Origin of the sequence: Liquorilactobacillus hordei DSM 19519, assembly GCF_019443985.1 — a bacterium.
In the GTDB taxonomy this organism is placed as follows: domain Bacteria; phylum Bacillota; class Bacilli; order Lactobacillales; family Lactobacillaceae; genus Liquorilactobacillus; species Liquorilactobacillus hordei.
In genome coordinates this window covers 1,586,774-1,610,517 of record NZ_CP049303.1, presented here as the reverse complement: position 1 = coordinate 1,610,517, position 23,744 = coordinate 1,586,774, and the positions used below count along the sequence as shown (strand labels likewise).

The window sequence follows — 23,744 nt, the reverse complement described above, 5'->3', positions numbered from 1 at the left end:
GCAATAATAATTTTGAGATGAAGAATTAGCTATTCGAAGAAAATGTAAAGTTATTAAATAAAGAATTCTGATTTATGGAATAAATATTTGTAAGTGCAAAAAGGGCCGAATCAAAATTTAACTTTTGATTCGGTCCCTCTATTTGGTTGTCAAGAATAAATGCGTTTCATACATTAGAATTCTTCGTCCAGCTTCGAATTATTCAAGCTTTCGCGATTTTGTAGTGTCTTAGAAAGTTAGATATGCTTACTTTTTTTATCAAATGAGGTATCTAAGTGTTTTATACCAATTCCTGTGAAACCACTAATTATTGAGAACACAGGGGAGAATAAACTGAAAAAGACGAATGGTAGGTAAGTAATTGTCGGAATACCAAATGTACTAGTAACAAAACTTCCTGCAACTCCCCATGGAATGAGGTAATTAATAACAGTTCCTCCATCTTCCAAAGTTCGACCTAACACAACGGGATCAAGTTTGGCTTTTCTAAAGACATCTTTAAATGCATTAGCTGGAAGAATGACTGATAGGAATTGCTCACCAATGAAAATGTTAACCCCAATACAAGATAATAAGGTACTTAAAATCAGGGAACCGTTAGAATTGATTTTTGAAGTCAAAGCAGTCATCACAGTTGAAATTAAACCAGTTTTTAATAATAGACCACCAAGTGAAAGTGCAAGAATAATTAATGCAACTGTAGGCATCATACTTTCAATCCCACCTCGTGATAACAATTGATCGATTTCACGATTACCAGTATGTGATACAAAGCCAGAATTGATTACATTACCAACCGTAACAGCTTTTGTACTTGGGTCTTGAATAAATATCATAACAATAGCAACACCAATATTAAGCAAGATTGTGACAATCGCTGGAATTTTGCGCCATGCACAAATGAACATTAACGCAATAGGAATAATTGCCCAAAAGCTTATTGAAAAATTTTGTTGTAGGATGGATTCAACCTTTGTAATTTTGTTTAAACTTGTACCTGCGTGATTGTTTCCAAGAATTGCAAACAATATGAAGGAGATAATAAATGCAGGCACAGTTGAAAGCATTAAGTTCTTAATGTGTTTAAATAAGTCAGCGTCAACAACTGCAGCTGTGAGATTCGTTGATTCAGACAATGGAGACATCTTATCACCGAAAACCGCACCTGATACAATTGCACCAACTACTAAGGCTGGATTGAGTCCAATCGTTGTTCCAATTCCAAAGAATGCAATCCCAATGGTTGACATTACAGTGAATGCACTTTACGGCACTTCCTACAAGAGCACAGACTACAAAAACTGATGGAACAAACCATTTAACACTAATTATTTTGAAACCAACTACCATTAACGTTGGGATAATTCCTGCCTGAATCCAGACTGCAATCAGTGATCCAACTAGAATAAAGATGAAAATTGGCACAATTCCAGGTGTAATACCTGAAACAATTCTCTCATGGATCGTTTCAAATGAAAGGCGTTTAACAGCAGTGTAGATCATCACTATTCCAATTGCAGACAAAATTGCAATCGCAGGTGCGATTTTAAGAGCAATTACCCCAATAGCAATAGTAGCAATAATAATTACTAGCATAATGCTAGCTTCGATTAAACTAGGTTTATTTTCTTTTTTCATTTTCGATTTCCTCACAATCAATTTTTTTCGGTGTCAGTGATTGTTGAATTAATATCGAATTATTCCCCCACAGTTCATAGTCTTATCCTTTCTGAACTCAAAAAAAATTCGTCCATAGCTATATTTTGCTAAGGACGAATTTCTCCGCGGTACCACCTTAATTAAAAACAAATTGTTTTTCTCTTAATTATTGAATTGATATTCTACATCTTGGTGTAATTCAGACAATAAACCTGATCGATTCACAGCAACCATCGACTTTCTGAGCACCTAGTTTATTTCCTACTTATCCAAAACCTTTTTAAGTTTGAAGATGACATTACATGTAATCTGATATTTTGTCAATACCTTAATTAACTTTTATTTTGAAATCTCGACAACTTGCCAAGTTGGGACGCCGATCTTAGACATGACAACGTTAATATTATGATTACCCAATCGAGTTGTGTAGTAAAGAGAGCTTGAATTTCCACCTTCCGAATCAGAAGTATTTTTAACGCGTTCATTACGAGTTGTATTTTCAAGGAGATGAAAAGTTTCGTTATTTGAAGCAATTTTTTTCATTGTTTTGACGTCATGGTTTTTAATAATTTCATTTATTTGACTGTCAAGTCTTTGTGGAATGTAAGATCCGGAATAGAAATATATAAAAACAGTAATTACTAACACAGCTAATAACAAGTAGCTACATATAATTTTTTTGTTAGTCATAAGAAGTAACGTCCTCTCTGTATTTTATCCTTATGACTTGAAGACAAACTTATTTCAAGTGAGCGTGTTTAAGTCAAAAATATTTAACTCATTTGGTTACAGTTAGACTGATATTACCTAAACCGTTATCAAAATGAGCTGACCAAGTGCCTTCCTGCAACTTAGGAGGTAATACAAAGGTTCCTGTTGAAACATATTGACCAACACTTAGGTTTTTACCGTGTTGCTGTAATTTAGCAACTAACCAGCGTAATGATTTTAATGGATTGCCAAGTACTTCGGAAGAGGTTCCTTTTTTTAGTGATTCATTATTGAACTTAAGATTGCAATGAACGTCTGCTAAATCTTTGACGTTTTCAAAAGCAACGGCTGTTGAGAATAAATCGCCTACAACAACTAGTCCTCCAACAGCTGCATCTGAAACGACTAGATTTTTTTCAAGGCTTGGAAACCAGTCTTTGAATCTACAATCGGGAACTTCGAGTGCACCTGCAACACTTGTTTTTTGCATCAATTGTGCAAAACTGTCATCTGGACTGAGAGTTTTGTCAACACGAAATACCAATTCAACTTCAACTAGAGGTTCTAGCATGTCACTAAGCGCAAAGTTAGCGGGCGCATGTAGAAATCGGCTTTTGACTTGTGCTCCATAAAGAGGCGAGTCAGAAGCAAACATTTTCTGGGTTTCTTCACTGGTAAGTGAGATCTTGTAGCCACCAACGGCTTCATTTTTTAGTTTCATTAATTGATTTTGTACACGATAGGCACTTTCTTCATCGAATATTTGCTTGGACCAATCTTTAACATCGAGTGGTTTATTCGTTGTATAGGCTTGATATAGGGTATTTGCTAGTTTTTCTTCGGTTTCTGTTAAAGTAGCTACTTTATTTTGTTGTTTTTCCATTTTGATAATCTCCTTTATTTAAGGATTTCTCATCATGATTAAATGAGAAATCGCGATTGACTTAATCTGTGCTTTTTCATCATTTTTAATAATACCGCTTGGATCATCCATGATTTCTCACCTCCTTTGGCAATTTATACTAATAAAAAAGTCCCTTAACAGAGAAACTCTGCTAAAGGACGTCAAAAACGTGGTACCACCTTTTTTTATATCTGAAACTTGATACAGATATCTTAAATAAACTGTTAAAACAATTTATTGTCTCTGTAATGGGAGTACCCAGTAGAATCTAATTAAAGTTCGACCTACAACTCATAGAGGATTTTCACTAATTTTGACTTAATCATCTTACACCAACCGACGACTCTCTAAATTATTCAAAAAAGTTACTTTTTCTAATCAACGTTTAATATTCGTATAAACTTATTAACCGTATTTTAGTAATGCTCACATAAAATGTCAAGGAAAATTAAATTTTTATTTTTTAATCTTGCACAAGAATTTTAATTCCCTTGTATATGTTGTAGATAAATACAATTAAATCAACTAGTAAAATTATTCCAATAGTTAAAACCGCTGTCCAACTAGTTAACTGTGCATGTTCTGTTATTATGCCTGTTGTTCCCACGAAGATAATTCCTACAAGGGTGAGAAAAATAGGCAGAAGATGCAATAAAAAACTTTTTTTTGCGTGATTGCGAATAATTGGTTCATCTGCGCAGACAAACCAAATAATAAGTGGAAAGATAAATGGGGCAAAAACAATAGAAAGGTAAGAAAGAGAGCTTAATATTTTTATTTTTTGCATAATTTCCTCCGAAAAGTAAAAGTCAGTAATTCAAGCATAATACTATGATATACTGAATTTGTTGAGCTAACAATTAATTGTATGTTTTTGAATATTATAAAAGTAAAGAAATTTTTAAAGATGGATATCTGATTTTTTATTTTGATTCAGGAGGATGAAGGGATGCTCGTTGATTTTTTAAACGATTATTATCAAGCAAATTTAAAAAGTATTCACGATGTGGCTGGCAATCAACATCTTGTCGGAAATAGTAAGGTTTTTCATGGACCGCTTTTCGTTAAGATATTTAGGGAAAAGGCGATGTTTTACGCTGAACAACATGTTAATCAGTTCTATTATCCAGATATTTATTTGGACAGTGTTATTTTTGAAGATAAATATGTTGTAACCTTACGTGATCGTGAACTAAAAGATGTTGATCAACATAAAGTGACATCTGAGATGGCTTATAACTACGGGAGACTATTAGGTAGTTTTCATGAGAAAGTTACTGGTAATGTCTCGGTTGAAGAAAATAAACAACTTTTATCGCAAATCTTAATACAAAGAGTAGAGCAACTGCAAGGAAGTATCTATTATGAGAATGCACAGAAGGTTCTCCAGCTTTTAAGTTTTAATTTTGTAAAAACAAATCTTGAATATGAACAGTTGCCCAAAGTTGTATTACATGGTGATTTTAGCGTGCGTAATATCATGGAATTTGAAGGCAAAGACATCTTGATCGACTTTGAACGTTCCCATGTTGGCACAAGTTACCAAGATTTTATAAAGTTCTTTTATAACGAAGTTCGGGATGTCAAATTACGTAATGAATTTCTAAGAGGGTATGAAAAAGAACATCCATTTGAAATTCCTAGTAATGATTTACAGCGCTGTTTATTATTTTTATGTGCCCTTGACATCAGTCAATATAATGTTACTCATTCAGGCGGTAAATTTGGAGATATGGCAAGTAATATGATAGCCACAATTAAAGATGGAAATGCGGTTTTGGAATTATAGAACTTAATATATTGGCGACTAATTTTTTGCAGAAAAATACTGATAGCCAGAATTTTGGTGACTATCAATAGATGAGTTTGAAAAGTTTTCGTGATTTTGTTTAGTGTCTTCTCAAAAAATAGTATTTTACGTAGTGCTACTCGTACAGGTGAGTTACATTTATTTAGTTTTCGAAACTTTTTGAATTTTGTTGAACTTTATCATTTTTGAAATGCTTATAGTCATTTCTTTTTTGCTGGATGTTTCCCAAGTACTGAATTAAGATTGCAAAAATAAGGATTCCGATAATAGCTATGAATGTTGTCATACATTTCACACCTTCCCACGTAAATGTAACACTATTATTACATTGTTACAAAAATATTTCAAAGAAAAAGCTCTTTGAGTGAGGATGCTTTTTTAAAGATGAAGTAATTAGGAATAAAACAATCCCTTTTTGCTATTTATATTGCAAAAGTAATTGACAGTTTATTTAGACTATCATATAATGATTGGTGTTGTTTATGGCTCGGTAGCTCAGCTGGATAGAGCATCCGCCTTCTAAGCGGACGGTCGAGAGTTCGAATCTCTCCCGCGCCATTCTTGTGTGTTAGGATAGGGACTTGGACATTTTATGGTGCAGGTCCTTTTATCTGTCAAGATATTTGACGCAAGATTGAAAATCTGCTATGATTCTAATGTTGTATTTGTGCATGTCACAACTGCAACCGCGCGTGACCAGTTCACAAGTGTCATTCGACCACTCAGTCACGGCGAGTCTAAGTAAAATATTAAGGAGGTGCACATATGTACGCAATTATTAAAACAGGTGGCAAGCAACTTAAAGTAGAAGTTGGACAAGCAATCTATGTTGAAAAGTTGACTGCAGAAGCAGGTGAAAAAGTCACATTTGATCAAGTTGTTTTGGTAGGTGGAGAAAACACGACTGTTGGTAAACCATTTATTGATGGAGCAACTGTTACAGGTACTGTTGAAAAGCAAGGCCGTGCTAAGAAAGTCGTTACTTTCAAGTACAAGCCTAAGAAGCATTCACATACAAAACAAGGTCATCGTCAACCATATACAAAGGTTGTTATTGATGCTATTAATGCATAATCATTGAGGTGAATTTGAATGATAAAGGCTTCTTTTTTTTATAGTGAAGGCCAGTTAAATGGTTTTGAACTTAAAGGACATGCTGATTCAGGAGAATATGGCCAAGATATTGTGTGTGCGGCAGTTTCTGCTTTAGCGATTAGTACAATAAACGGACTTGAGCAACTAGCTAAAGTTCAATTGTATGTTGATGCTAATGAGCAAAATGGTGGTTTTTTGCAAGCACGCCTTGCAGATTCGGCTATTAATGATGAAGCTGCACAGTTGTTGCTAGCCAATTTCAGGTTAGGAATTGGCGATGTAACAAAAAATTATTCTGATTATATTGAGATTATAGAAGATAAAAGCTAGGGAGGTGCACTAATTATGTTAATGAATTTACAGTTTTTTGCTCATAAAAAGGGTGGTGGTTCGACTTCTAACGGACGCGACTCTGAATCAAAACGTTTAGGCGCTAAGCGTGCTGATGGACAATTTGTTTCTGGCGGTTCAATCCTTTATCGTCAACGTGGCACACGTATTTATCCAGGTGTTAATGTTGGTATGGGAGGCGACAACACATTATTTGCTAAAGTTGAAGGTGTTGTTCGTTTCGAGCGTAAAGGTCGCGACAAGAAGCAAGTATCTGTTTACCCTGAGGCTGAATAGATTAAATAAAGCTTTTGATATAAGATCAATACGGAACGTTATGTTTTGTGTTGGTCTTTTTTTATTATTTTTTCAATGATGGGAGGATTTTTTAATGAGTTCAAAAAGAGTTGAGAATTTACGTAAATTGATGGTAAAAATGAGTATCGACAGTTTTTTGGTGACAAATCCACTTAATATTTTTTACTTGAGTGGATTCACCGGGGATGATGGATTACTGTTAGTTACGGAGAACAATAACTATTTGATTACCGATGGACGTTTTGAACAACAAGTCAAGGCGAATCATTCTGATTGGATATTTTGTAACACCCGTAATTACTTAAAAACAGCATGTGAACTTGTTGAAAAAGAGAAGCTGTCTGTTATGGCTTTCGAGGATACAATCGCATATCAAGAGTATGATTTTATAGATGAGAATGCAACTACTGATATTGTTCCTGTTTCTGCCATTATTGAGAAATTACGTGCAGTTAAAGATCAAAGTGAGATTGATGAAATTCGCGATTCCTGCAAAATTGCGGGAAAAGGTTATGAATTTATGTTGCAAACAGCTTGTGCAGGCCAAAGTGAATTAGAATTATCCAATGAAATTGATTACTTTATGAAGAAAAATGGGACAGAAGAAAAGTCTTTTGAAACTATTGTTGCAAGCGGTGGGCGGACAACTTGGCCACATGGAACTGCAACTAGAAAGCTATTAGCGGATGGTGATTTGATTACAGTCGACTTTGGTTATTATTATCATCACTATACTTCAGATGTAACTAGGACATTTTCGTTGGGCAAACAGTCACAAGAGGTCAAAGATATATATCAAATTGTTTTAGAGGCTGAACATAGAACGATCGAAGCGATAAAACCTGGAATAAGCGGGCGAGAACTGGATGAAATTGGTCGCGGTTTTATTGAAAGAAAAGGATATGGTAAGTACTTCAATCATGGGATGGGTCATGGCATAGGTCTAGATATTCATGAATTGCCAAATGTAGGTGCGCGTTTTGCAGATATTATGGAGTCAGGTCATATTGTAACGATTGAACCGGGAATATATATTCCTGGAATAGCTGGTATTCGAATTGAAGATGATATTTTGGTAACAGAAAAAGGCTTTGAGATTTTAACTGATTTTCCAAAAGATTATCAGGAACTATAGGATAAACTTGCTTTTTTACACTAAGTGTTGCTATTATAAAATGTATTCTATTATTCTGGGGAAGTTTTATGTGATGATTATGGTAAAATAATTTTAAAAGCAACTGCCCAGAGATATAATTCGTAGGAGGATTACAATGATTTCAGTAAATGATTTTAAGAATGGTTTAACAATTTTAGTTGATGGGGAAATTTGGCGTGTTGTTGAATTTCAACATGTTAAACCTGGAAAAGGTTCAGCTTTTGTGCGTTCAAAACTTAAAAATTTGCGTAGTGGTGCTGTCCAAGAAAAAACATTTCGTGCGGGTGAAAAAGTAGAGAGAGCACAAATTGATAACAAGAAAATGCAGTACCTTTATGCTGATGGCGCAAGTCTTGTATTTATGGATATGGAGACATATGAACAACTTGAGTTGCCAGAAGAACGTGTAAAAGAAGAATTAAATTATTTGAAAGAAAATATGGTAATAAATATTATTATGTTTGGTTCTGAAACACTTGGGGTGGATTTGCCAAACACGGTTGACCTTGAAGTTACTGCTACAGAACCAGGAATTAAGGGAGATACTGCTTCTGGTGGTTCGAAACCTGCTACCCTTGAGACTGGATTGGTTGTGCAAGTTCCATTTTTCATTAATGAGGGAGACGTACTAACAATCAACACACAAGATGGCAGTTATATTTCTCGCGCCTAAATCAAAGGAGGTCTCGATGATGGCAGAAAATAATAACATTTTTATAGAAAGTAAAGAAGCAACATTAGGACAAATTGGAATTGCACCTGAGGTAATCGAGGTAATTGTTGGGATTGCTGCGAGCCAAGTTGATGGTGTTTATTCAATGCGAGGATCACTTGCAAATAGTGTAAATGAACTCTTTGGTCGTAAAAGCCGTGGTAAGGGAGTCAAGCTTGGTCAATCAATGGAAACGCTGACTGTTGAGATTTATGTTTTTTTGAACTATGGTGTTTCGGTTCCAAAAGTTGCATCTGAAATTCAAGAAAAGGTCAAGCAACAATTATTATTTATGACTGGATTAGAATTAGCAACAGTGGATGTTTATGTTCAAGGTGTTGTTCCTGAGAAGCAAGTTTCGACCGTTGATCCTAACAATTTATTTGATGGGGAAAATGGTGGCGAAAAGTGACTATGAGTAGACATGAGATGCGCAAGATAGCTTTTCAAATGTTATTTGCGTTGGAGAGTAATCAAGATATTGCTATTGATGAGTTATATTATCAGGTTAAAGATGAAGAGAAAGAAACCGAACAAGTTCCAGGTTATGTTCATACTTTAGTTACTGGTGTTAACGAGAAAAAATCGGATCTTGATGGAACTATTCAAAGATTTTTGGGTAAGGGTTGGACGCTTGCACGTCTCAATAAGATAGATATAATTGTTTTACGTTTAGCAATTTTTGAGATTCAGAACATCGAAGATATTCCGAATAGGGTTGCGATAAATGAGGCCTTAGAGTTAACAAAGGAATTTAGTGATGAGAAGTCGCGTCGCTTTGTTAATGGTGTGCTTTCAAACTTGATTCAATAATACATTTTCAATCAAGTTATTTAGATAGTCAAACGTAACTGCGTGCGACAGTATCAATAGTTAAATTTTAAAACATCTGGACTATTATAGGTCTAGGTGTTTTTCTGTTATGTATCGATTAGAGTGGAAATTTCAGTTAATTAATAATTAAATCAATCTGAAAAAATACTGGCGAGATATGCTAAAATGGAATGCAGATATAGGCATGAAGGTGCTTAATAATTTTTACATAAGGTAGGATGAATAATAATGACAGAGATTATAGACGGACGAGCGCTTTCACATAAAATCAGGCAACAATTAAAACAACGAACAGTTCTATTACGGGCACGGGGGATAATTCCTGCACTGGCAGTTATCTTGGTAGGTTCTGATAACGCAAGCCAAATATATGTACGCAACAAGCATCGTGCAGCGGCAGAAATCGGACTTGCTACACAAGATTTCAAATTTCCAGATACAACAACCGAAGAAGAGTTGTTGGAACTGATTACTAAGTTGAATGTTGATCCAAAGGTGCATGGAATTTTAGTTCAATTGCCATTACCTCCACAAATTAATGCTGCGAAAATAACTGCAGCAATTAATCCGATAAAGGATGTTGACGGATTTCATCCATTAAATGTGGGGCAACTCTTCCTTAATGATCCTCAATCGTTACCATGTACACCACATGGTATTATGAGATTATTGGCTGAACACCAGATTAATGTTGCAGGGAAACATGTTGTTATTGTTGGTCGCAGTAATATTGTTGGTCGACCAATGGCAGCATTATTATTGAATGCAGATGCAACTGTTACAATTACTCATAGTAAAACTTCAAATTTACGTGAATTGACACAGCAGGCAGATATTTTGATTGTTGCAATTGGACGGGCAGAATTTATTAAAAAAGCGGATGTTAAACCTGGAGTGGTTGTAGTTGATGTTGGAATGAATCGTAATGCAGCAGGAAAATTAGTTGGTGACGTTGATTTTACAGAAGTTGAGCCGATAGCCACGGCGATTACACCAGTTCCTGGAGGTGTAGGACCGATGACCATTGCGATGTTGTTGGAACAGACAGTTAGGTTTGCTGAAAGAAAAATTGGAGGGTAAATAGTGTCAGAAAAGACGTACTTAACAGTGAGCTCACTGACAAAATATTTGAAGCGAAAATTTGATGCTGATCCATACCTAGGCAAAGTGTACTTAACTGGAGAAATTTCAAATTATCGTCCTCGTCCTAATGCACATCAATATTTTAGTCTTAAAGATGAACATGCGAAAATAAATGCAATTATGTTTAGATCAGCTTTCGATAAAGTTAAATTCAAACCAGAAGAGGGAATGAAGGTCCTCGTAGTTGGCCGAATTTCACTTTATGAAGCAAGTGGAGGATACCAGATATATATTGAAAAGATGGAGCCGGACGGAATCGGTGCTTTGTATCAAGCGTATGAGCAATTAAAGAAGAAGCTCTCACAAGAGGGCTTGTTTGGAGTTGAAAAGAAATTTCTTCCAAGATTTCCACGTAAAATTGCGGTAATCACGAGTCCTTCTGGAGCCGTTATTAAGGATATAATGACTACAGTTAGACGACGTTATCCGATTGCTCAGATTGTCTTGTTTCCAGCGCTTGTTCAAGGTGATAATGCTGCGGTTGATATTGTTGCACGAATTCATCAAGTTCAAGAAATTGGTGAATTTGATACATTAATAATTGGACGTGGTGGTGGATCAATTGAAGATTTATGGCCATTTAATGAAGAAATTGTTGCGAGGGCTATTTTTGAATGTCAGATTCCAATAATATCTTCTGTAGGTCATGAAACTGATACGACAATTGCAGATTTGGTTGCAGATGTTAGAGCAGCTACTCCAACTGCTGCTGCTGAATTAGCTGTACCGGTCTTAAGTGATGAACTTTTGAAAATCGAACAATTACGAATCAGATTATTGCAAAATATGCAATCTAGAATCAAGCTTAAAAAACAATTAGTTGATAAATTGACTAAGTCGTATGTTTTTCAACAACCTGGCAGGCTTTATGAAGGTTATTTGCAAAAGATTGATTATCTAAAAAGTCGTTCTCAGCAAGTACTTCAACAAAACTTAACTAAGAATGAAAAAATAGCTCGATTTTTGATACAAAAATTACAAGAACAAGCACCTTTTGAAATGGTTCATTTATATAATTCAAAAGTTGAATATGTAACACGACAACTTAACCGTGCGATTAACGATTGTTTTAAAAAAAATGAGCAAAGATTGACCAAAGCAATTTCTGATTTAGATATGCTAAGTCCATTAAAAATTATGGGTCGTGGATATAGCTATGTATCTGACAGTAATCAAAAAATTATAAAATCTGTTGAACAACTCAATAAGAATGATGTAATCGATATCCATTTGTACAATGGGAGTATTAAAACAAAAGTATTGGAATTGAGGAGGATGAATAATAATGACTGAAAAAACTAGTTTTGAAGATAATCTGAAAAATTTGGAAGAAATCGTACAAAAACTTGAGCAAGGTGATGTGCCATTAGAACAAGCTTTAGAGCAATTTCAAAAAGGTGTTTCTCTCAGCAATGAATTACAAAAAACACTTGAAAATGCTGAAAAAACACTTGCAAAAGTAATGGATAAAGATGGAAATGAAATGGAATTTGAAAGAGACTCAGCAGATGAATAATAGAATGCAGGATTTTCAAAATAATATGTTGCCTAAATTCGAACAAAACACTGCAGCTTTTTTGAATAATTTATCAGCGGAAAAAACTTTGAAAGATGCAATGGCCTATTCTGTTGAAATTGGTGGAAAAAGGATCAGGCCCTTGATAATTATGGCGATTTGTTCATTTTATAACAGACCAATTGATAATGATGTATTAGCTGTTGCAGGTAGTCTTGAGCTATTACATACATACTCATTGATCCATGATGATTTACCCGAGATGGATAATGATGATCTTAGAAGAGGCAAGGCAACAAATCATAAAGTCTTTGGACAAGCTGAGGCAGTTTTAGCCGGTGATGGTTTATTGACCCTTGCATTCGATTGGATTACAAGAACGGGTTTAAATTCAAAAAGCAAAATAGACTTAATAGCAGTATTAGCTGAGGCAGCTGGTCCAGAGGGAATGGTTAGTGGACAGGTTGCAGATATAGAAGGTGAACGCAAGACATTAAATCTTGAGCAGTTGAAGAAAGTTCATGAAAGAAAAACTGGTGCCTTATTAAAGTATGCTTGCCAAGCGGGAGGCATACTTAGTGAAGCAAAGGATAATGAATTGGATTTATTAGTGAATTTTGGTGCCTCTTTCGGTCTAGCTTTTCAAATATATGATGACATCTTAGATGTGGTCTCTACAACGAAAGAGATGGGAAAAGCGGTTCATAAAGATGAAATTGAAAATAAAAACACATACCCGGGAATATTAGGTCTTGATGGTGCCTATCAAAGTTTGGAGCAATCAATTGAAGAAGCTCACAAGATATTGGTAAAGTTAAATGCTGACGAGAGTATCTTAGCTGACTTTTTGGAATATTTTAAGGGGAAGGATAGTAAATGAAAAAAGAACGAGTTGACGTATTACTTGTTCAACAAGGTCTTTTTGACACACGTGAACAAGCTAAGCGAGCTGTAATGGCTGGAGAAATATTAGGTGAAAATGAAGAACGCTTAGATAAGCCAGGAATGAAGATTGATAGTGAAACTGAATTACATTTCAAGGGCAAGAAGATGCCCTATGTGAGTCGAGGCGGATATAAGCTCGAGAAGGCACTCAGAGTTTTTGATGCAGAAATCAAGGATAAAACGGTACTTGATATTGGTTCATCCACTGGTGGATTTACAGATGTTGCGCTGCAAAATGGCGCAAAAATGAGCTATGCATTGGATGTCGGAACAAATCAATTAGCATGGAAAATTAGGCAGGATCCACGGGTGATTGTCATGGAGAATACGAATTTTAGATACAGCAAACCAACGGATTTTACCCATGGAATACCTAATTTTGCCACAATAGATGTTTCTTTTATTTCGCTTGAATTGATTTTACCTCCGTTACACTCGATTTTACAAAGTTCAGGGGATGTAATTGCTTTAATTAAACCTCAATTTGAAGCTGGAAAGTCTAATGTAGGGAAAAAAGGGATTGTAAGAGATAAGAAAGTTCATTTGGCAGTGTTGGATAAAATTATCAATTTTGCTTTACAGTCTAATTTTGATGTTTGTGGAGTTGATTTTTCTCCAATCACAGGAGGCGAAGGCAACATTGAATTTATTTGTCATTTGAGAAAAGTTTCTACCAAAGGTGTTAATAGAACTAAAATCAATAATCAGGAACTAGTTGAGTCCGCATATACAGTTTTTGGCAAATAATCATTAATTTTTATAAGCTTTTTCTTTAATATTTATTCAAAATAAGCTATTATAATAATAAATTATGAATAAATGTGGGGGACTGGTGATTGTTATGCGTAAAAAAGAGCGACAAAAAGCGATAAAAGATTTATTGTTACAGTATAGTATTGATAGGCAAGAAGACATCGTTGAGCTTTTGAATGAACAAGGGATTGATGTCACACAAGCAACAATTTCACGTGATGTGAAAGAGATGCAGCTGATAAAATTACCAACTTCAACTGGTGAGTACCAATATAGTCTTCCCACGGAGAAAAAACTAAATTCAGAAAAAAAATTACGAAATACATTAAAAAGTGCATATTTATCCTCTCGCATTCAAAATGAATTCTTGCTAATCAAAGTTTCGCCAGGGAACGGTCCTGTGATAGCGAGCTTAATAGATCAGATGCGTTATGAATCGGTTTTTGGTACGCTAGGGGACGATGATACTGTTTTGGTAATTTCTAAATCTGTTAGTGAAGCTAAAGCAACACAGGAATTAATCCTTGAGATGACCAACTAATAAAGGAATGATGAAATGTTACGCGAATTAATGATTAGAGATTTTGCCATCATTGAAAAACTTGATATAAATTTTGAATCTAAAATGACAGTTTTAACGGGGGAAACAGGGGCTGGTAAGTCAATCGTAATTGATGCATTAGGGCTCTTAGCAGGTGGTAGAGGTTCACAAGAATTTATTCGTAAGGGAGCAAATAAAGCAGTTTTGCAAGGTTTGTTTAGTTTGCCACAGAGTGTAAAAATAAGACATGATGCAGAAGAACTTGGAATTACAGTGGATGAAGATGCGCTAATTATTCAGCGTGAACTTTATCGCAATGGTAGAAGTGTTTGTCGCATCAATAATACATTAGTAACACTGACCGCATTAAAAAAGATTGGAAATCAACTTATCGATATCCATGGTCAAAATGAACATCAAATGTTGATGAGTCCTGAGAATCACATCGTGCTTTTGGATAAATATAGCAATAAAACTATGGATTTAAAGCTTAAATACGACAAGTTATTTTCGATTTATCGGGATAAGCTGAAAATTCTCAAAAAAAGGCAATCGGATGAACAAAAATGGGCTCAAAGATTGGATATGTTGCGGTTTCAAGTCCAAGAAATTACTGATGCGAATTTGATTCAAGGAGAAGAAGAAGAACTGGAAATTAAAAAGCAAAGATTAGAAAATTTCCAAAATATTCGTGAGGCATTATCACAAAGTTATGAACTTCTTTCAGGTGATGAAGTTGATTTTCTAGGTCATTTGGGCGATGCCGTTGAGGCTATACAAAAAATAGGTGATTTATCCGAAGACTTGCATAATATTTCAGATAACTTGTCGAATGCTTTTTACATGATGCAAGATGCTGCTCATGATATTTCAAATGAATTAGATGTGATGGAATGGAATGAAGATGAGTTAAATCAGGCTAATCAAAGGTTAGATGTAATCAAACAACTTGAACACAAGTATGGTAATTCAATCGAGAAAGTGATGGATTATTATAATAGAATTGAAAAAGAACTAGCACAAATGCAAAGTACAGAAGAAGATAGTGAGAACCAGCAAAAAGCCGTTGATAGTGCGTATCAAGATGCATTACAAATTGCAAAGTCATTGAGTCATGAAAGAGTTAGGGTTGCAAAACAATTATCCAAAGAAATTGAAGTGCAGTTAAGATCTCTTTATATGGATAAGGCTAGATTTGAGGTCCGTTTTACAACAGATAAAGAAATATTATCCAATAATGGTCTCGATAATGTGGAATTTTATATTCAAACTAACCAAGGAGAAGCTAGTGGTCCTTTGGCGAAGATTGCATCTGGTGGTGAACTTTCACGGATTATGTTGGCATTGAAGACAATTTTTTCACAAGATAAGAACTTGACAAGTATTATTTTTGATGAGGTTGATACGGGGGTCAGTGGAAGAGTGGCTCAAGCAATGGCAGAAAAAATTAGTCAGATTGCAAAATTATCTCAAGTGCTGTGTATTACACATTTACCACAAGTTGCAGCTATTAGCGATCATCATTATCTTGTTACTAAAAAGGTTATAAAAGGAAGAACGGAAACAACAGTTGCAAAATTAGATAAAGAACAAAGAATAAGTGAAATTGCTAGAATGTTAGCAGGAACAGAGATTACAAAGTTGTCCTTAGAGCATGCAAAGGAATTACTTGAAATGGCAGAAAAAATTCGGAATTGAATTTTGAACAGTAAGAAATAATATGTGCTGTCAATGGTAGAAGATAGGGATATAAATAAGCTGAGGAAGAAATTAATTTCTTGCCCAGCTTATTTTTTGGTAAACAATAAATTTTATCTGAATTACTTTCTTTTAATGAAAATTAGATACCAATCACCTAAATATTGTCTATAACGTGGAAAACAATCCCAATAGAAACTCAATTTAATTCCTGTCAAAATACTTTTATAATCGTAAAAGTCGTATCTAGTCGATAACCACTTATCATTACGTTTAAGAACAGATTTTTGGTGATTTACATCACTAGAAACGTCATTCTTAATGAATGTTTTCAGCGTATTTTGAAAATTTTGAGAAATTTTAATCCATTTCTTCTTCTCACTTATTGTTTTGAGGTTAAAACTCTCCTTAGCAAATGCACTTGTAGTGTGTTTGCGCCAATTGATGAGTGTATCTGTATAAGAATATAGACCATTAGAGAAAATTGCTAGGCGCCATAATAATGCATCGTGCGGATACTCGGGCTCCCAGTATTTTTTACTTAATTCAACTAAGTCACGCCTTACACAGTGAGTGCAGCCTGGGCTTTTCACCAGAAAATAGTTATTGTTCAGTGTAATTTGTTTAAACTTTTTATCATTTTTCCATGGGCCAATAGTGGTATGACCATCATCGTAAAATTCTTTGTAGTTAGATGTCAGCAAGCTTATTTCCTTGTGTTCATTCATTAAGTTTGTCATAATTTCGAGTTTATCTTGCCGCCAAATATCATCTTGATCACAAGTGAAGACAATCTCCCCATTACTTTTCCAGAGGGCTTCCATAAAATTTTTACGCCAGCCTAGATTCTCTTGATTAACAAGGACAGACCAATTAGTTAGTTTATATTTAGCGATATAATTACTAATTAGTGAAACAGTATTATCCGTGGAACAATCATCTGCAATAATTACTTCATTAGCAGAGACTGTTTGATTTCTTAACGAGTCTAACTGCTCTATTACGAATTTTTCACCATTATAGGTTGACATTACAATTGAAATTTTCATTTTTTTAACTTTCTTTATTTAATATTTTGGTTGTTTTTAAAAATTCATAAAATTTCCATGCATACTTATAGACTAATATTCCAAAACTCAAAAAGAAGTAGGCAACTCGATCTCTTTGAGGTGTTTTGGGATTACTTAAAACATCCTTTTTATGAAGTTTTAAATAATTTAGAATTGCCTTTTTTTGACTTGGAACGTTAGCGCTTGAATCTGCTAAAATCTGATTTAAAGTACTGAAACGTGAATAAACTTGCCGGCGAAGGGTTGCCGGTGCTAATTCAGGATATTTCGAACTTACATAGCTAGCCATTTTGTCGGTCATGGGTAGTAACTCTAATTTCTTAGTACTAAAGTTGGACGTAACTATTGAGCCTTCACGAATAACATAAAAATATTTAGCCTGAAAACCACAACAAACAGTATCACACAAGTCAAATAATTTATAAGTTGTTGCAATATCTTCAAAGAGCATTCCTTCAGGAAATTTAACACTATCGTACAATTCCCGAGCCCCCAACTTGGCATAAGCACAAGTATCAACTAGATCTTGGTAGCACATTTTTTCAATGCACTCCTTACCTGTAAGCACAACTTCTTGTCCATTTCCATTATCCTTTTGAGTTTTTGTTTTCGTGAATATATTCATTAATGAACATATTGCTAATTTTGATTGGAAATTGTTTTTTTGAAGAAGACTCAAAAGATAAGAAACGTAGTCTTTTGAAACATAATCGTCTGAATCGATAAAAGTTATGTATGTTCCCTTGGAATTTGAAATTCCAGTATTTCTTGCATTTGATAATCCACCATTTCGTTGCTGAATTATTTTTATTCTAGGATCTTTTAATTTATATTCATTCAAAATTTCTGCTGAATTATCAGTTGAACCATCATTGACTAATACTATTTCAATATTTTTATAAATTTGATTGATAATAGAATCAAGGCATCGTCTAAGAAAGGGAGCAACATTGTATACAGGAACGATAACGCTTATTAAAGGTGAGGTTGGCATAATAAATCTCCATTATATAATTTTGTAGCGAAAACATAATTTATGTTTTCTTGCAATTGTAGTAACTAACTTGTTTAGTGTGAATCATCTTAAGACATTATAGCTATTTGCTTTGTTTTTTTCAATATGAATAAGTTAGGATATAAATTTCAATAATACAAAAAAGTTCTCAAAAGCTAATTTGTAATACAAGCTTTTGAGAGACAATTTGTGTAGTACAGTTACATAATAAATCTTACCATCTACGAGATGAAGTTTCGGTACAAACCTACAACTTTTCCAAGGATTACGACCGAGTCTAAAATGATTGGCGCCATTGTATCGTTTTCAGGTTGTAGGCGATAGTAAGTATCTTCTTTGAAGAAGCGTTTGCAAGTTGCTTCATCATCATCGTTCATCGCGATTACAATTTCGCCGTTGTCAGCACTTTCCTGTTTACGAACAATAACTTGATCTCCGTTCAATATTCCTGCATTAATCATACTCTCACCACGAATGGTTAGAATAAAGAGATTATCAGCGGAGTTGAAGTTTGGTGGTAATGGGAAGTATTCTGAGGCTTCTTCGACTGCAAGAATTGGCATACCTGCTGTAACTGTTCCAAGCATAGGAATCGAGTCTGAATGTTCTTCAATTCCCAATGCTTCTAAACCGATAGCTGTTAGTTCAATTGCTCTTGGTTTTGTAGGATCTTTTTGGAGATAGCCTTTCTTTTCAAGCCGTGCCAGATGACCGTGAACCGTAGAAGTGGACGATAAATCAACAGCTTGGCAAATTTCACGAACCGTGGGTGGATAACCTTTTTCATTGACTCGTTCATATATGAAACGTAGAACAGCCATTTGTCTTTTTTCGGAAGCTTTTGTCATTTGCGGCACCTCAATCACATTATTAATACGATAACTTTAACACAAATATATATATATTACAAACAAGCGTTCGCTTTAGTTATTTGAAAATTATTATCTGTTAATGTATGATTAATTTATTGAATAATAATTGACAGTGAGGTAATAAAATGGCTGGTAAAATTCCACAGAAACTCATTAATCGCATTAATGAACTTTCAAAGAAGAAAAAAAGTATTGGTCTTACAAAAGAAGAATTGATTGAACAAAAGAGTTTAAGAGAGGATTACTTGGCAGCATTTCGAGCAACATTTCGCAGTAATGTCGAAATGTTACAGGTGTTTAATAAAGAAGGAAATGAAGTGACACCTGAAAAGGTCAAAGAAATTCAAAGAAAAAAAGGGTTACGTGACGATTGAACAAGATTGAGCTTTATTTTTACTTAATAATTGTGTAAAATTGTTATTTGAAACGACATGAAAGGAGCAATTCGTGATGTCAACCACAATTTGGGTATTAATCGTTATCCTTGCGCTTGTCTTAGGCTTTGTTGGTGGATTCTTCGCTGCCCGTAAGTATATGGAAAGCTATTTGAAGAAAAATCCGCCAATTAATGAAACTATGTTGAAGACTATGATGCTCCAGATGGGCCAAAAACCCTCTGAGAAAAAGCTTCATCAAATGATGAACGCAATGAAGTCACAAAACATCAAGAAATAAAATGTGTGGCATGAGCCAGAGTTAAAATGACTCAATAAAAAAGAAGTTCTGCCGAAACTATCACTCGGTCAGAACTTCTTTTTTAAGTTTTAGGATTTACTTTTATCAATATAGACATAATTAGGGTTGATTTGTGTATCTAGTTTTTTAAATGATGAAGTTATTTCCTGAAGAATCATTTGTTGTTGTTCATCTGTTAGCTTTTTACGCGAGTTGATTGTAATTGGATCACCAAAAGCAACTGTAACTTTTTTTCTTTTAAGTAAATCCTTCATAGTTGTAGGTCCTTGATATACAGCAGGAACAATTGGTACACCTGCAAGACGTGCGATTAACAAAACCCCCCCTTTTAAGCTTTGCGAATGCCTGGTTCCAGAAGGAAACATAATTAATGAAAGGTCACGTTTTTTTAGCCAGTTAACAGGCGTCTTAATTACAGAAGGACCAGGATTCTTACGGTCAACAGGGAAAGCATTGGCGTGGAGTAGAATATATCGCAAAATTGAATTTTTGAATAATTCTTCCTTTGCCATAAATGAGAACTTCTTGGGAGCCGCACCTAGTGCAAAATAAATCATATCGAACCAAGCACGATGAGGACCAACAAGTATATAATTGCCCTCAGGAAGCTTTTCCTTATTAAGATAGTGTGCATTCCCGTTAATTACGAAGACTATCACACGTGCTACAATACGAATAAACGAATAGAACATCACAGGACATTCCTTTCCTACAAATTATTTCAATGATAAGTATGCCTAATTTTGTGATGATATGCAAGTTAAAATGAAGGTGATATTAAAATGGAACTTTATGAAAACGAACGAATTGACAGACTTTATTCAAATGAGGTTCAGATTATTCAAAGTGCAGAAGTTTTTTCTTTTTCCTTGGATGCGGTTTTATTGGCACATTTTACCAGTGCCTTACGTAAAGAAAATGGAAAATTAGTTGATTTATGTGCTGGCAATGGAGCAGTTGGATTATTTTTAACAGAAAAAGTAACCGGTCAGATTATTGAGGTTGAAGTTCAAGACAGACTTTCTGATATGGCAAGGCGAAGTATAGAACTTAACAACTTAGAAAACAGAGTAAAAATGTTAAATATTGATTTGAATACAGCAACTGAATTCATAAAAAAAGACTCTGTAGATATTGTAACTTGCAATCCTCCATATTTCTCAGACTTACCTACTAGTAAGAAAAATGATAATCCTTACTTAGCAATTGCTCGCCATGAAATTTCGGTGAACCTTGAACGAATTATTGAAGTCACAAGTGATTTACTTAAAATGAACGGTAAAGCGTATTTTGTACATCGTCCTGAAAGAGCTGCCGAGATTTTCGAATTAATGAGAAAACACAGACTTGCACCTAAAAAAGTGCAGTTAGTTCATCCAAAAAAAGAAAAAGAAGCAAATATGATTTTGATTGAGGCAATCAAAGATGGCAGACTAAATGGTATAAGATTTATGCCAGCCATTGTGGTGTATGATCGTTCCAACGAATATACACCTTTGTTGAAGGAGATTTTGTATGGAAAAAATGAATGAAACGTATTTTTCTTATGTTTTGTTATGTGCTGATCGTACATTATATGGTGGATTCACTAATGACTTGGAGCATCGGATTGCTGTTCATAATGCTGGTAAAGGTGCAAAATATACTCGTTTAAAAAGTAGAAGACCAGTTGAACTTTTATACTATGAGAAATTCAACAATAAATCTGATGCATTAAAAGCTGAATATGCATTCAAACATCAAACACGGACTCAGAAATTGAAATATCTTGAAGAACATGGATTAGACATTCAGAGATTAATAAAATAAAAGTCATTGCTAAATAGGAGCTTTGAGATACCTTTCATGCTACAATATTGAGTGGACGAGGATTCTTTGTTCGCAAGAAAGTTAGTTTATTTATTGATTTTTTTGTATTCCACCGTAGAATAGAAACATTTAATTTTGGAGGTTCATGATGAAGTTTATAGCTTTTAATGTACGTGAAGATGAGGAAAAGTATTTTGCTCAATGGGAGAAAGAGACTGGTAATGAGGTTTTGCGTTTACCAGAGATGTTGGATATGACTTCCGTTGAAAAAACTAAGGGTTTTGATGGAGTTTTGGCACTTCAAACAGGTACTTATCCAAGTGAGATGTTTGCGGAGTTCAAGAAGTTTGGAGTTAAGGTTTTTTCTATCCGAAATGTCGGTGTTGATAATGTTGATTTAGATGCAGCAAAAGAAAATGGAATAGTGGTGACAAACGTCCCTGCATATTCACCAAATGCAATTGCTGAATTTTCAGTAACTCAATTAATGCAACTTCTGCGTAACACGACAATATTCAGAAATAAGGTTGCAAAACAAGACTTTCGTTGGGCTCCGTATGTCGGAAGAGAGTTACGCTCGCTTACTGTTGGTGTCATAGGTACAGGTCGGATTGGACGAGCAGCAATTAATATTTATCGTGGATTTGGTGCTAAAGTTATCGCATATGACTTATATCCTAATCCAGAATTAAAGGAACAGGGAATTTATGTTGATAGTTATGATGAGCTATTTTCACAAGCAGATGTAATTACTTTGCATATGCCAGCAACGCCTAATGATCATCATTTAGTAAACTCTGAAATTCTTAATAAGATGAAAGATGGATCTTATATTATTAACACAGCTCGTGGTGCATTAGTGGATACAAAAGCATTAATTTCAGCTTTAAAATCAGGAAAACTTGCAGGGGCTGCACTAGATACTTATGAGAATGAAAGTGATATCTTTAATCATGATTTAAGTGGTAAGAAGATAGATGATCCAATTTTTAAAGAATTATTGGCACTTGATAATGTATTGGTAACACCTCATATTGCTTTTTACACTGAGACAGCAGTTGAAAATATGGTGCTGATTTCTTTGAACAGTGCAAAAAGTGTTTGTGAAGATGGAACAGCAAGTACAATTGTAAAATAAATAATTATTGCGTTTTAATTCGAAGTACGATATAATATTTCAGGTGCTTTATGGTAAGCGCTAATTCACACTTCGTACGATAGTGGTCAGAGTGCTCAAATGAGTCTGGCTTCAGTTGAATACGAGGGAGGAAAACAAAACAATTCGGAGGTATTTTATATTATGGCAGTAATCAGCATGAAACAATTGCTTGAAGCTGGTGTTCATTTTGGACATCAAACACGTCGTTGGAACCCTAAAATGAAGAAGTATATCTTTACGGAACGTAATGGTATCTATATCATTGACTTACAAAAAACGGTTAAGTTAATTGATGATGCGTATGACTTCATGAAAAAATCAGCAGAAGATAATGGTGTTATTCTTTTTGTTGGTACAAAAAAACAAGCTCAAGATGCAGTTGAAGAAGAAGCAAAACGCGCTGGTCAATATTTTGTAAACCATCGTTGGTTGGGTGGAACGCTCACAAACTGGGATACAATTCAAAAACGTATCAAACGTCTTAAGGAAATCAAGGCAATGGCTGAAGATGGAACTTTTGATGTTCTTCCTAAGAAGGAAGTTGCTCTTTTGCTTAAACAAAAAGAACGTCTTGAAAAATTCTTGGGTGGTATTGAAGATATGCCTCGTATTCCAGATGCATTATTCGTTGTTGACCCACGTAAAGAAAGAATTGCTATTAAAGAAGCTCGTAAGTTAAATATTCCTATCATTGCTATGGTAGATACAAATGCTGATCCAGATGAAATCGATGTTAAGATTCCTTCTAATGATGATGCTATCCGTGCAGTTCGTTTAATTACTGCTAAAATGGCCGATGCAATTATCGAAGCCAACCAAGGTGAAGATGATATTGAAGCTGTTGAAGAATCATTCAAGGATGCAGATGCAGTAGATTCAATCGAAGATATTGTTGAAGCTGTTGAAGGTAAAAATAATACCAAAGATGCTGAATAGTTAAATCTTAGGCTGTCTCCAACGTTGGGCACATTAATGGCCTTAAGGTTAGGGACAGCTTT

At 34.6% G+C, this 23,744-nt stretch carries 28 protein-coding genes, 1 tRNA gene, 1 pseudogene and 3 other annotated features; of the genes and pseudogenes, 22 read left to right on the top strand and 8 right to left on the bottom strand.

Annotated features, from left to right (window positions below):
- Nucleotides 1–236 precede the first annotated feature (236 nt).
- The 4 genes and pseudogenes from nhaC to G6O70_RS08960 form a co-directional block, all read right to left on the bottom strand.
- Nucleotides 237–1,638: pseudogene (gene nhaC / locus G6O70_RS08975) on the bottom strand (Na+/H+ antiporter NhaC).
- A gap of 127 nt (nt 1,639–1,765) precedes the next feature.
- Nucleotides 1,766–1,940, bottom strand: a binding site (T-box leader).
- 58 nt (nt 1,941–1,998) lie between these two features.
- Nucleotides 1,999–2,349: a hypothetical protein gene (locus G6O70_RS08970; RefSeq protein WP_057868528.1), complete on the bottom strand. Its 351-nt coding sequence runs from the start codon at nt 2,347–2,349 to the stop codon at nt 1,999–2,001.
- A gap of 88 nt (nt 2,350–2,437) precedes the next feature.
- Nucleotides 2,438–3,253: a 2-keto-4-pentenoate hydratase gene (locus tag G6O70_RS08965; RefSeq protein ID WP_057868527.1), complete on the bottom strand. Its 816-nt coding sequence runs from the start codon at nt 3,251–3,253 to the stop codon at nt 2,438–2,440.
- A 172-nt stretch (nt 3,254–3,425) separates the two neighbouring features.
- Nucleotides 3,426–3,665, bottom strand: a binding site (T-box leader).
- 72 nt (nt 3,666–3,737) lie between these two features.
- Nucleotides 3,738–4,061, bottom strand: coding sequence for a magnetosome magnetite crystal formation protein family (locus G6O70_RS08960; RefSeq protein WP_057868526.1), 324 nt, complete (start codon nt 4,059–4,061; stop codon nt 3,738–3,740).
- Between the two features lie 162 nt (nt 4,062–4,223).
- Between G6O70_RS08960 and G6O70_RS08955 the strand changes: the two genes are divergently transcribed.
- From G6O70_RS08955 to recN, 16 genes are all read left to right on the top strand, one after another.
- Nucleotides 4,224–5,063, top strand: a complete 840-nt coding sequence (locus G6O70_RS08955) for a phosphotransferase (protein WP_057868525.1) — start codon at nt 4,224–4,226, stop codon at nt 5,061–5,063.
- 505 nt (nt 5,064–5,568) lie between these two features.
- Nucleotides 5,569–5,642 (top strand) — tRNA-Arg (locus G6O70_RS08950).
- 116 nt (nt 5,643–5,758) lie between these two features.
- Nucleotides 5,759–5,833: a sequence feature (ribosomal protein L21 leader region), on the top strand.
- A 16-nt stretch (nt 5,834–5,849) separates the two neighbouring features.
- Nucleotides 5,850–6,158: a 50S ribosomal protein L21 gene (rplU, locus tag G6O70_RS08945; RefSeq protein WP_057868524.1), complete on the top strand. Its 309-nt coding sequence runs from the start codon at nt 5,850–5,852 to the stop codon at nt 6,156–6,158.
- A gap of 18 nt (nt 6,159–6,176) precedes the next feature.
- A complete protein-coding gene (locus G6O70_RS08940) occupies nt 6,177–6,509 on the top strand; it encodes a ribosomal-processing cysteine protease Prp (protein WP_057868523.1) in 333 nt (110 codons plus the stop codon).
- 15 nt (nt 6,510–6,524) lie between these two features.
- Nucleotides 6,525–6,806: a 50S ribosomal protein L27 gene (gene rpmA, locus G6O70_RS08935; protein ID WP_057868522.1), complete on the top strand. Its 282-nt coding sequence runs from the start codon at nt 6,525–6,527 to the stop codon at nt 6,804–6,806.
- 94 nt (nt 6,807–6,900) lie between these two features.
- Nucleotides 6,901–7,962: a M24 family metallopeptidase gene (locus G6O70_RS08930; RefSeq protein ID WP_057868521.1), complete on the top strand. Its 1,062-nt coding sequence runs from the start codon at nt 6,901–6,903 to the stop codon at nt 7,960–7,962.
- Between the two features lie 136 nt (nt 7,963–8,098).
- A complete protein-coding gene (efp, locus tag G6O70_RS08925) occupies nt 8,099–8,656 on the top strand; it encodes an elongation factor P (RefSeq protein WP_057868520.1) in 558 nt (185 codons plus the stop codon).
- Nucleotides 8,657–8,675: 19 nt separating this feature from the next.
- Nucleotides 8,676–9,107 carry an Asp23/Gls24 family envelope stress response protein gene (locus tag G6O70_RS08920; protein ID WP_057868519.1) on the top strand — a complete coding sequence of 144 codons (432 nt, stop codon included), beginning with the start codon at nt 8,676–8,678 and terminating at the stop codon, nt 9,105–9,107.
- Nucleotides 9,108–9,109: 2 nt separating this feature from the next.
- Nucleotides 9,110–9,508 carry a transcription antitermination factor NusB gene (nusB, locus tag G6O70_RS08915; protein WP_057868518.1) on the top strand — a complete coding sequence of 133 codons (399 nt, stop codon included), beginning with the start codon at nt 9,110–9,112 and terminating at the stop codon, nt 9,506–9,508.
- A gap of 249 nt (nt 9,509–9,757) precedes the next feature.
- Nucleotides 9,758–10,609: a bifunctional methylenetetrahydrofolate dehydrogenase/methenyltetrahydrofolate cyclohydrolase FolD gene (folD, locus tag G6O70_RS08910; RefSeq protein WP_057868517.1), complete on the top strand. Its 852-nt coding sequence runs from the start codon at nt 9,758–9,760 to the stop codon at nt 10,607–10,609.
- A gap of 3 nt (nt 10,610–10,612) precedes the next feature.
- The gene (xseA, locus tag G6O70_RS08905) at nt 10,613–11,965 is read left to right on the top strand and encodes an exodeoxyribonuclease VII large subunit (RefSeq protein WP_057868516.1); all 1,353 of its coding nucleotides are present in this window, start codon (nt 10,613–10,615) and stop codon (nt 11,963–11,965) included.
- On the top strand, nt 11,958–12,188 hold the full coding sequence (locus G6O70_RS08900; protein ID WP_057868515.1) for an exodeoxyribonuclease VII small subunit: 231 nt from the start codon (nt 11,958–11,960) through the stop codon (nt 12,186–12,188). The genes xseA and G6O70_RS08900 overlap by 8 nt, the downstream gene beginning before the upstream one ends.
- Complete coding sequence (locus tag G6O70_RS08895) at nt 12,181–13,068, top strand: polyprenyl synthetase family protein (RefSeq protein ID WP_057868514.1); 888 nt, start codon at nt 12,181–12,183, stop codon at nt 13,066–13,068. The genes G6O70_RS08900 and G6O70_RS08895 overlap by 8 nt, the downstream gene beginning before the upstream one ends.
- Complete coding sequence (locus G6O70_RS08890; RefSeq protein WP_057868513.1) at nt 13,065–13,880, top strand: TlyA family RNA methyltransferase; 816 nt, start codon at nt 13,065–13,067, stop codon at nt 13,878–13,880. Before G6O70_RS08895 ends, G6O70_RS08890 begins: the two co-directional genes overlap by 4 nt.
- Before the next feature lie 94 nt (nt 13,881–13,974).
- Nucleotides 13,975–14,427 (top strand): arginine repressor, encoded by a 453-nt coding sequence (locus G6O70_RS08885; RefSeq protein WP_057868587.1) that lies wholly within the window; start codon nt 13,975–13,977, stop codon nt 14,425–14,427.
- A gap of 15 nt (nt 14,428–14,442) precedes the next feature.
- Complete coding sequence (gene recN, locus G6O70_RS08880; protein ID WP_057868512.1) at nt 14,443–16,125, top strand: DNA repair protein RecN; 1,683 nt, start codon at nt 14,443–14,445, stop codon at nt 16,123–16,125.
- A gap of 122 nt (nt 16,126–16,247) precedes the next feature.
- On the opposite strand, the gene G6O70_RS08875 is transcribed toward recN, so the two are convergent.
- The 3 genes from G6O70_RS08875 to lexA form a co-directional block, all read right to left on the bottom strand.
- Nucleotides 16,248–17,174: a glycosyltransferase gene (locus G6O70_RS08875; protein ID WP_057868511.1), complete on the bottom strand. Its 927-nt coding sequence runs from the start codon at nt 17,172–17,174 to the stop codon at nt 16,248–16,250.
- 4 nt (nt 17,175–17,178) lie between these two features.
- Complete coding sequence (locus tag G6O70_RS08870) at nt 17,179–18,189, bottom strand: glycosyltransferase family 2 protein (protein WP_057868510.1); 1,011 nt, start codon at nt 18,187–18,189, stop codon at nt 17,179–17,181.
- Nucleotides 18,190–18,431: 242 nt separating this feature from the next.
- Entirely contained in the window at nt 18,432–19,058 is a 627-nt protein-coding gene (gene lexA / locus G6O70_RS08865) for a transcriptional repressor LexA (protein ID WP_057868509.1), read from the bottom strand.
- A gap of 149 nt (nt 19,059–19,207) precedes the next feature.
- On the opposite strand from lexA, the gene G6O70_RS08860 reads away from it, so the two are divergent.
- Entirely contained in the window at nt 19,208–19,456 is a 249-nt protein-coding gene (locus tag G6O70_RS08860) for a DUF896 domain-containing protein (RefSeq protein ID WP_057868508.1), read from the top strand.
- Nucleotides 19,457–19,532: 76 nt separating this feature from the next.
- Nucleotides 19,533–19,757, top strand: a complete 225-nt coding sequence (locus G6O70_RS08855) for a YneF family protein (protein ID WP_057868507.1) — start codon at nt 19,533–19,535, stop codon at nt 19,755–19,757.
- Nucleotides 19,758–19,846: 89 nt separating this feature from the next.
- Here G6O70_RS08855 and G6O70_RS08850 read toward each other — a convergent pair whose 3' ends face one another.
- Nucleotides 19,847–20,470: a lysophospholipid acyltransferase family protein gene (locus tag G6O70_RS08850; protein WP_057868506.1), complete on the bottom strand. Its 624-nt coding sequence runs from the start codon at nt 20,468–20,470 to the stop codon at nt 19,847–19,849.
- 90 nt (nt 20,471–20,560) lie between these two features.
- Between G6O70_RS08850 and G6O70_RS08845 the strand changes: the two genes are divergently transcribed.
- From G6O70_RS08845 to rpsB, 4 genes are all read left to right on the top strand, one after another.
- Complete coding sequence (locus tag G6O70_RS08845; RefSeq protein WP_057868505.1) at nt 20,561–21,310, top strand: tRNA1(Val) (adenine(37)-N6)-methyltransferase; 750 nt, start codon at nt 20,561–20,563, stop codon at nt 21,308–21,310.
- Nucleotides 21,294–21,587 (top strand): GIY-YIG nuclease family protein, encoded by a 294-nt coding sequence (locus G6O70_RS08840; RefSeq protein WP_083481829.1) that lies wholly within the window; start codon nt 21,294–21,296, stop codon nt 21,585–21,587. The genes G6O70_RS08845 and G6O70_RS08840 overlap by 17 nt, the downstream gene beginning before the upstream one ends.
- A gap of 148 nt (nt 21,588–21,735) precedes the next feature.
- Nucleotides 21,736–22,725 carry a D-2-hydroxyacid dehydrogenase gene (locus G6O70_RS08835; protein WP_057868504.1) on the top strand — a complete coding sequence of 330 codons (990 nt, stop codon included), beginning with the start codon at nt 21,736–21,738 and terminating at the stop codon, nt 22,723–22,725.
- 162 nt (nt 22,726–22,887) lie between these two features.
- Entirely contained in the window at nt 22,888–23,682 is a 795-nt protein-coding gene (gene rpsB, locus G6O70_RS08830) for a 30S ribosomal protein S2 (RefSeq protein WP_057868503.1), read from the top strand.
- Nucleotides 23,683–23,744: the final 62 nt, after the last annotated feature.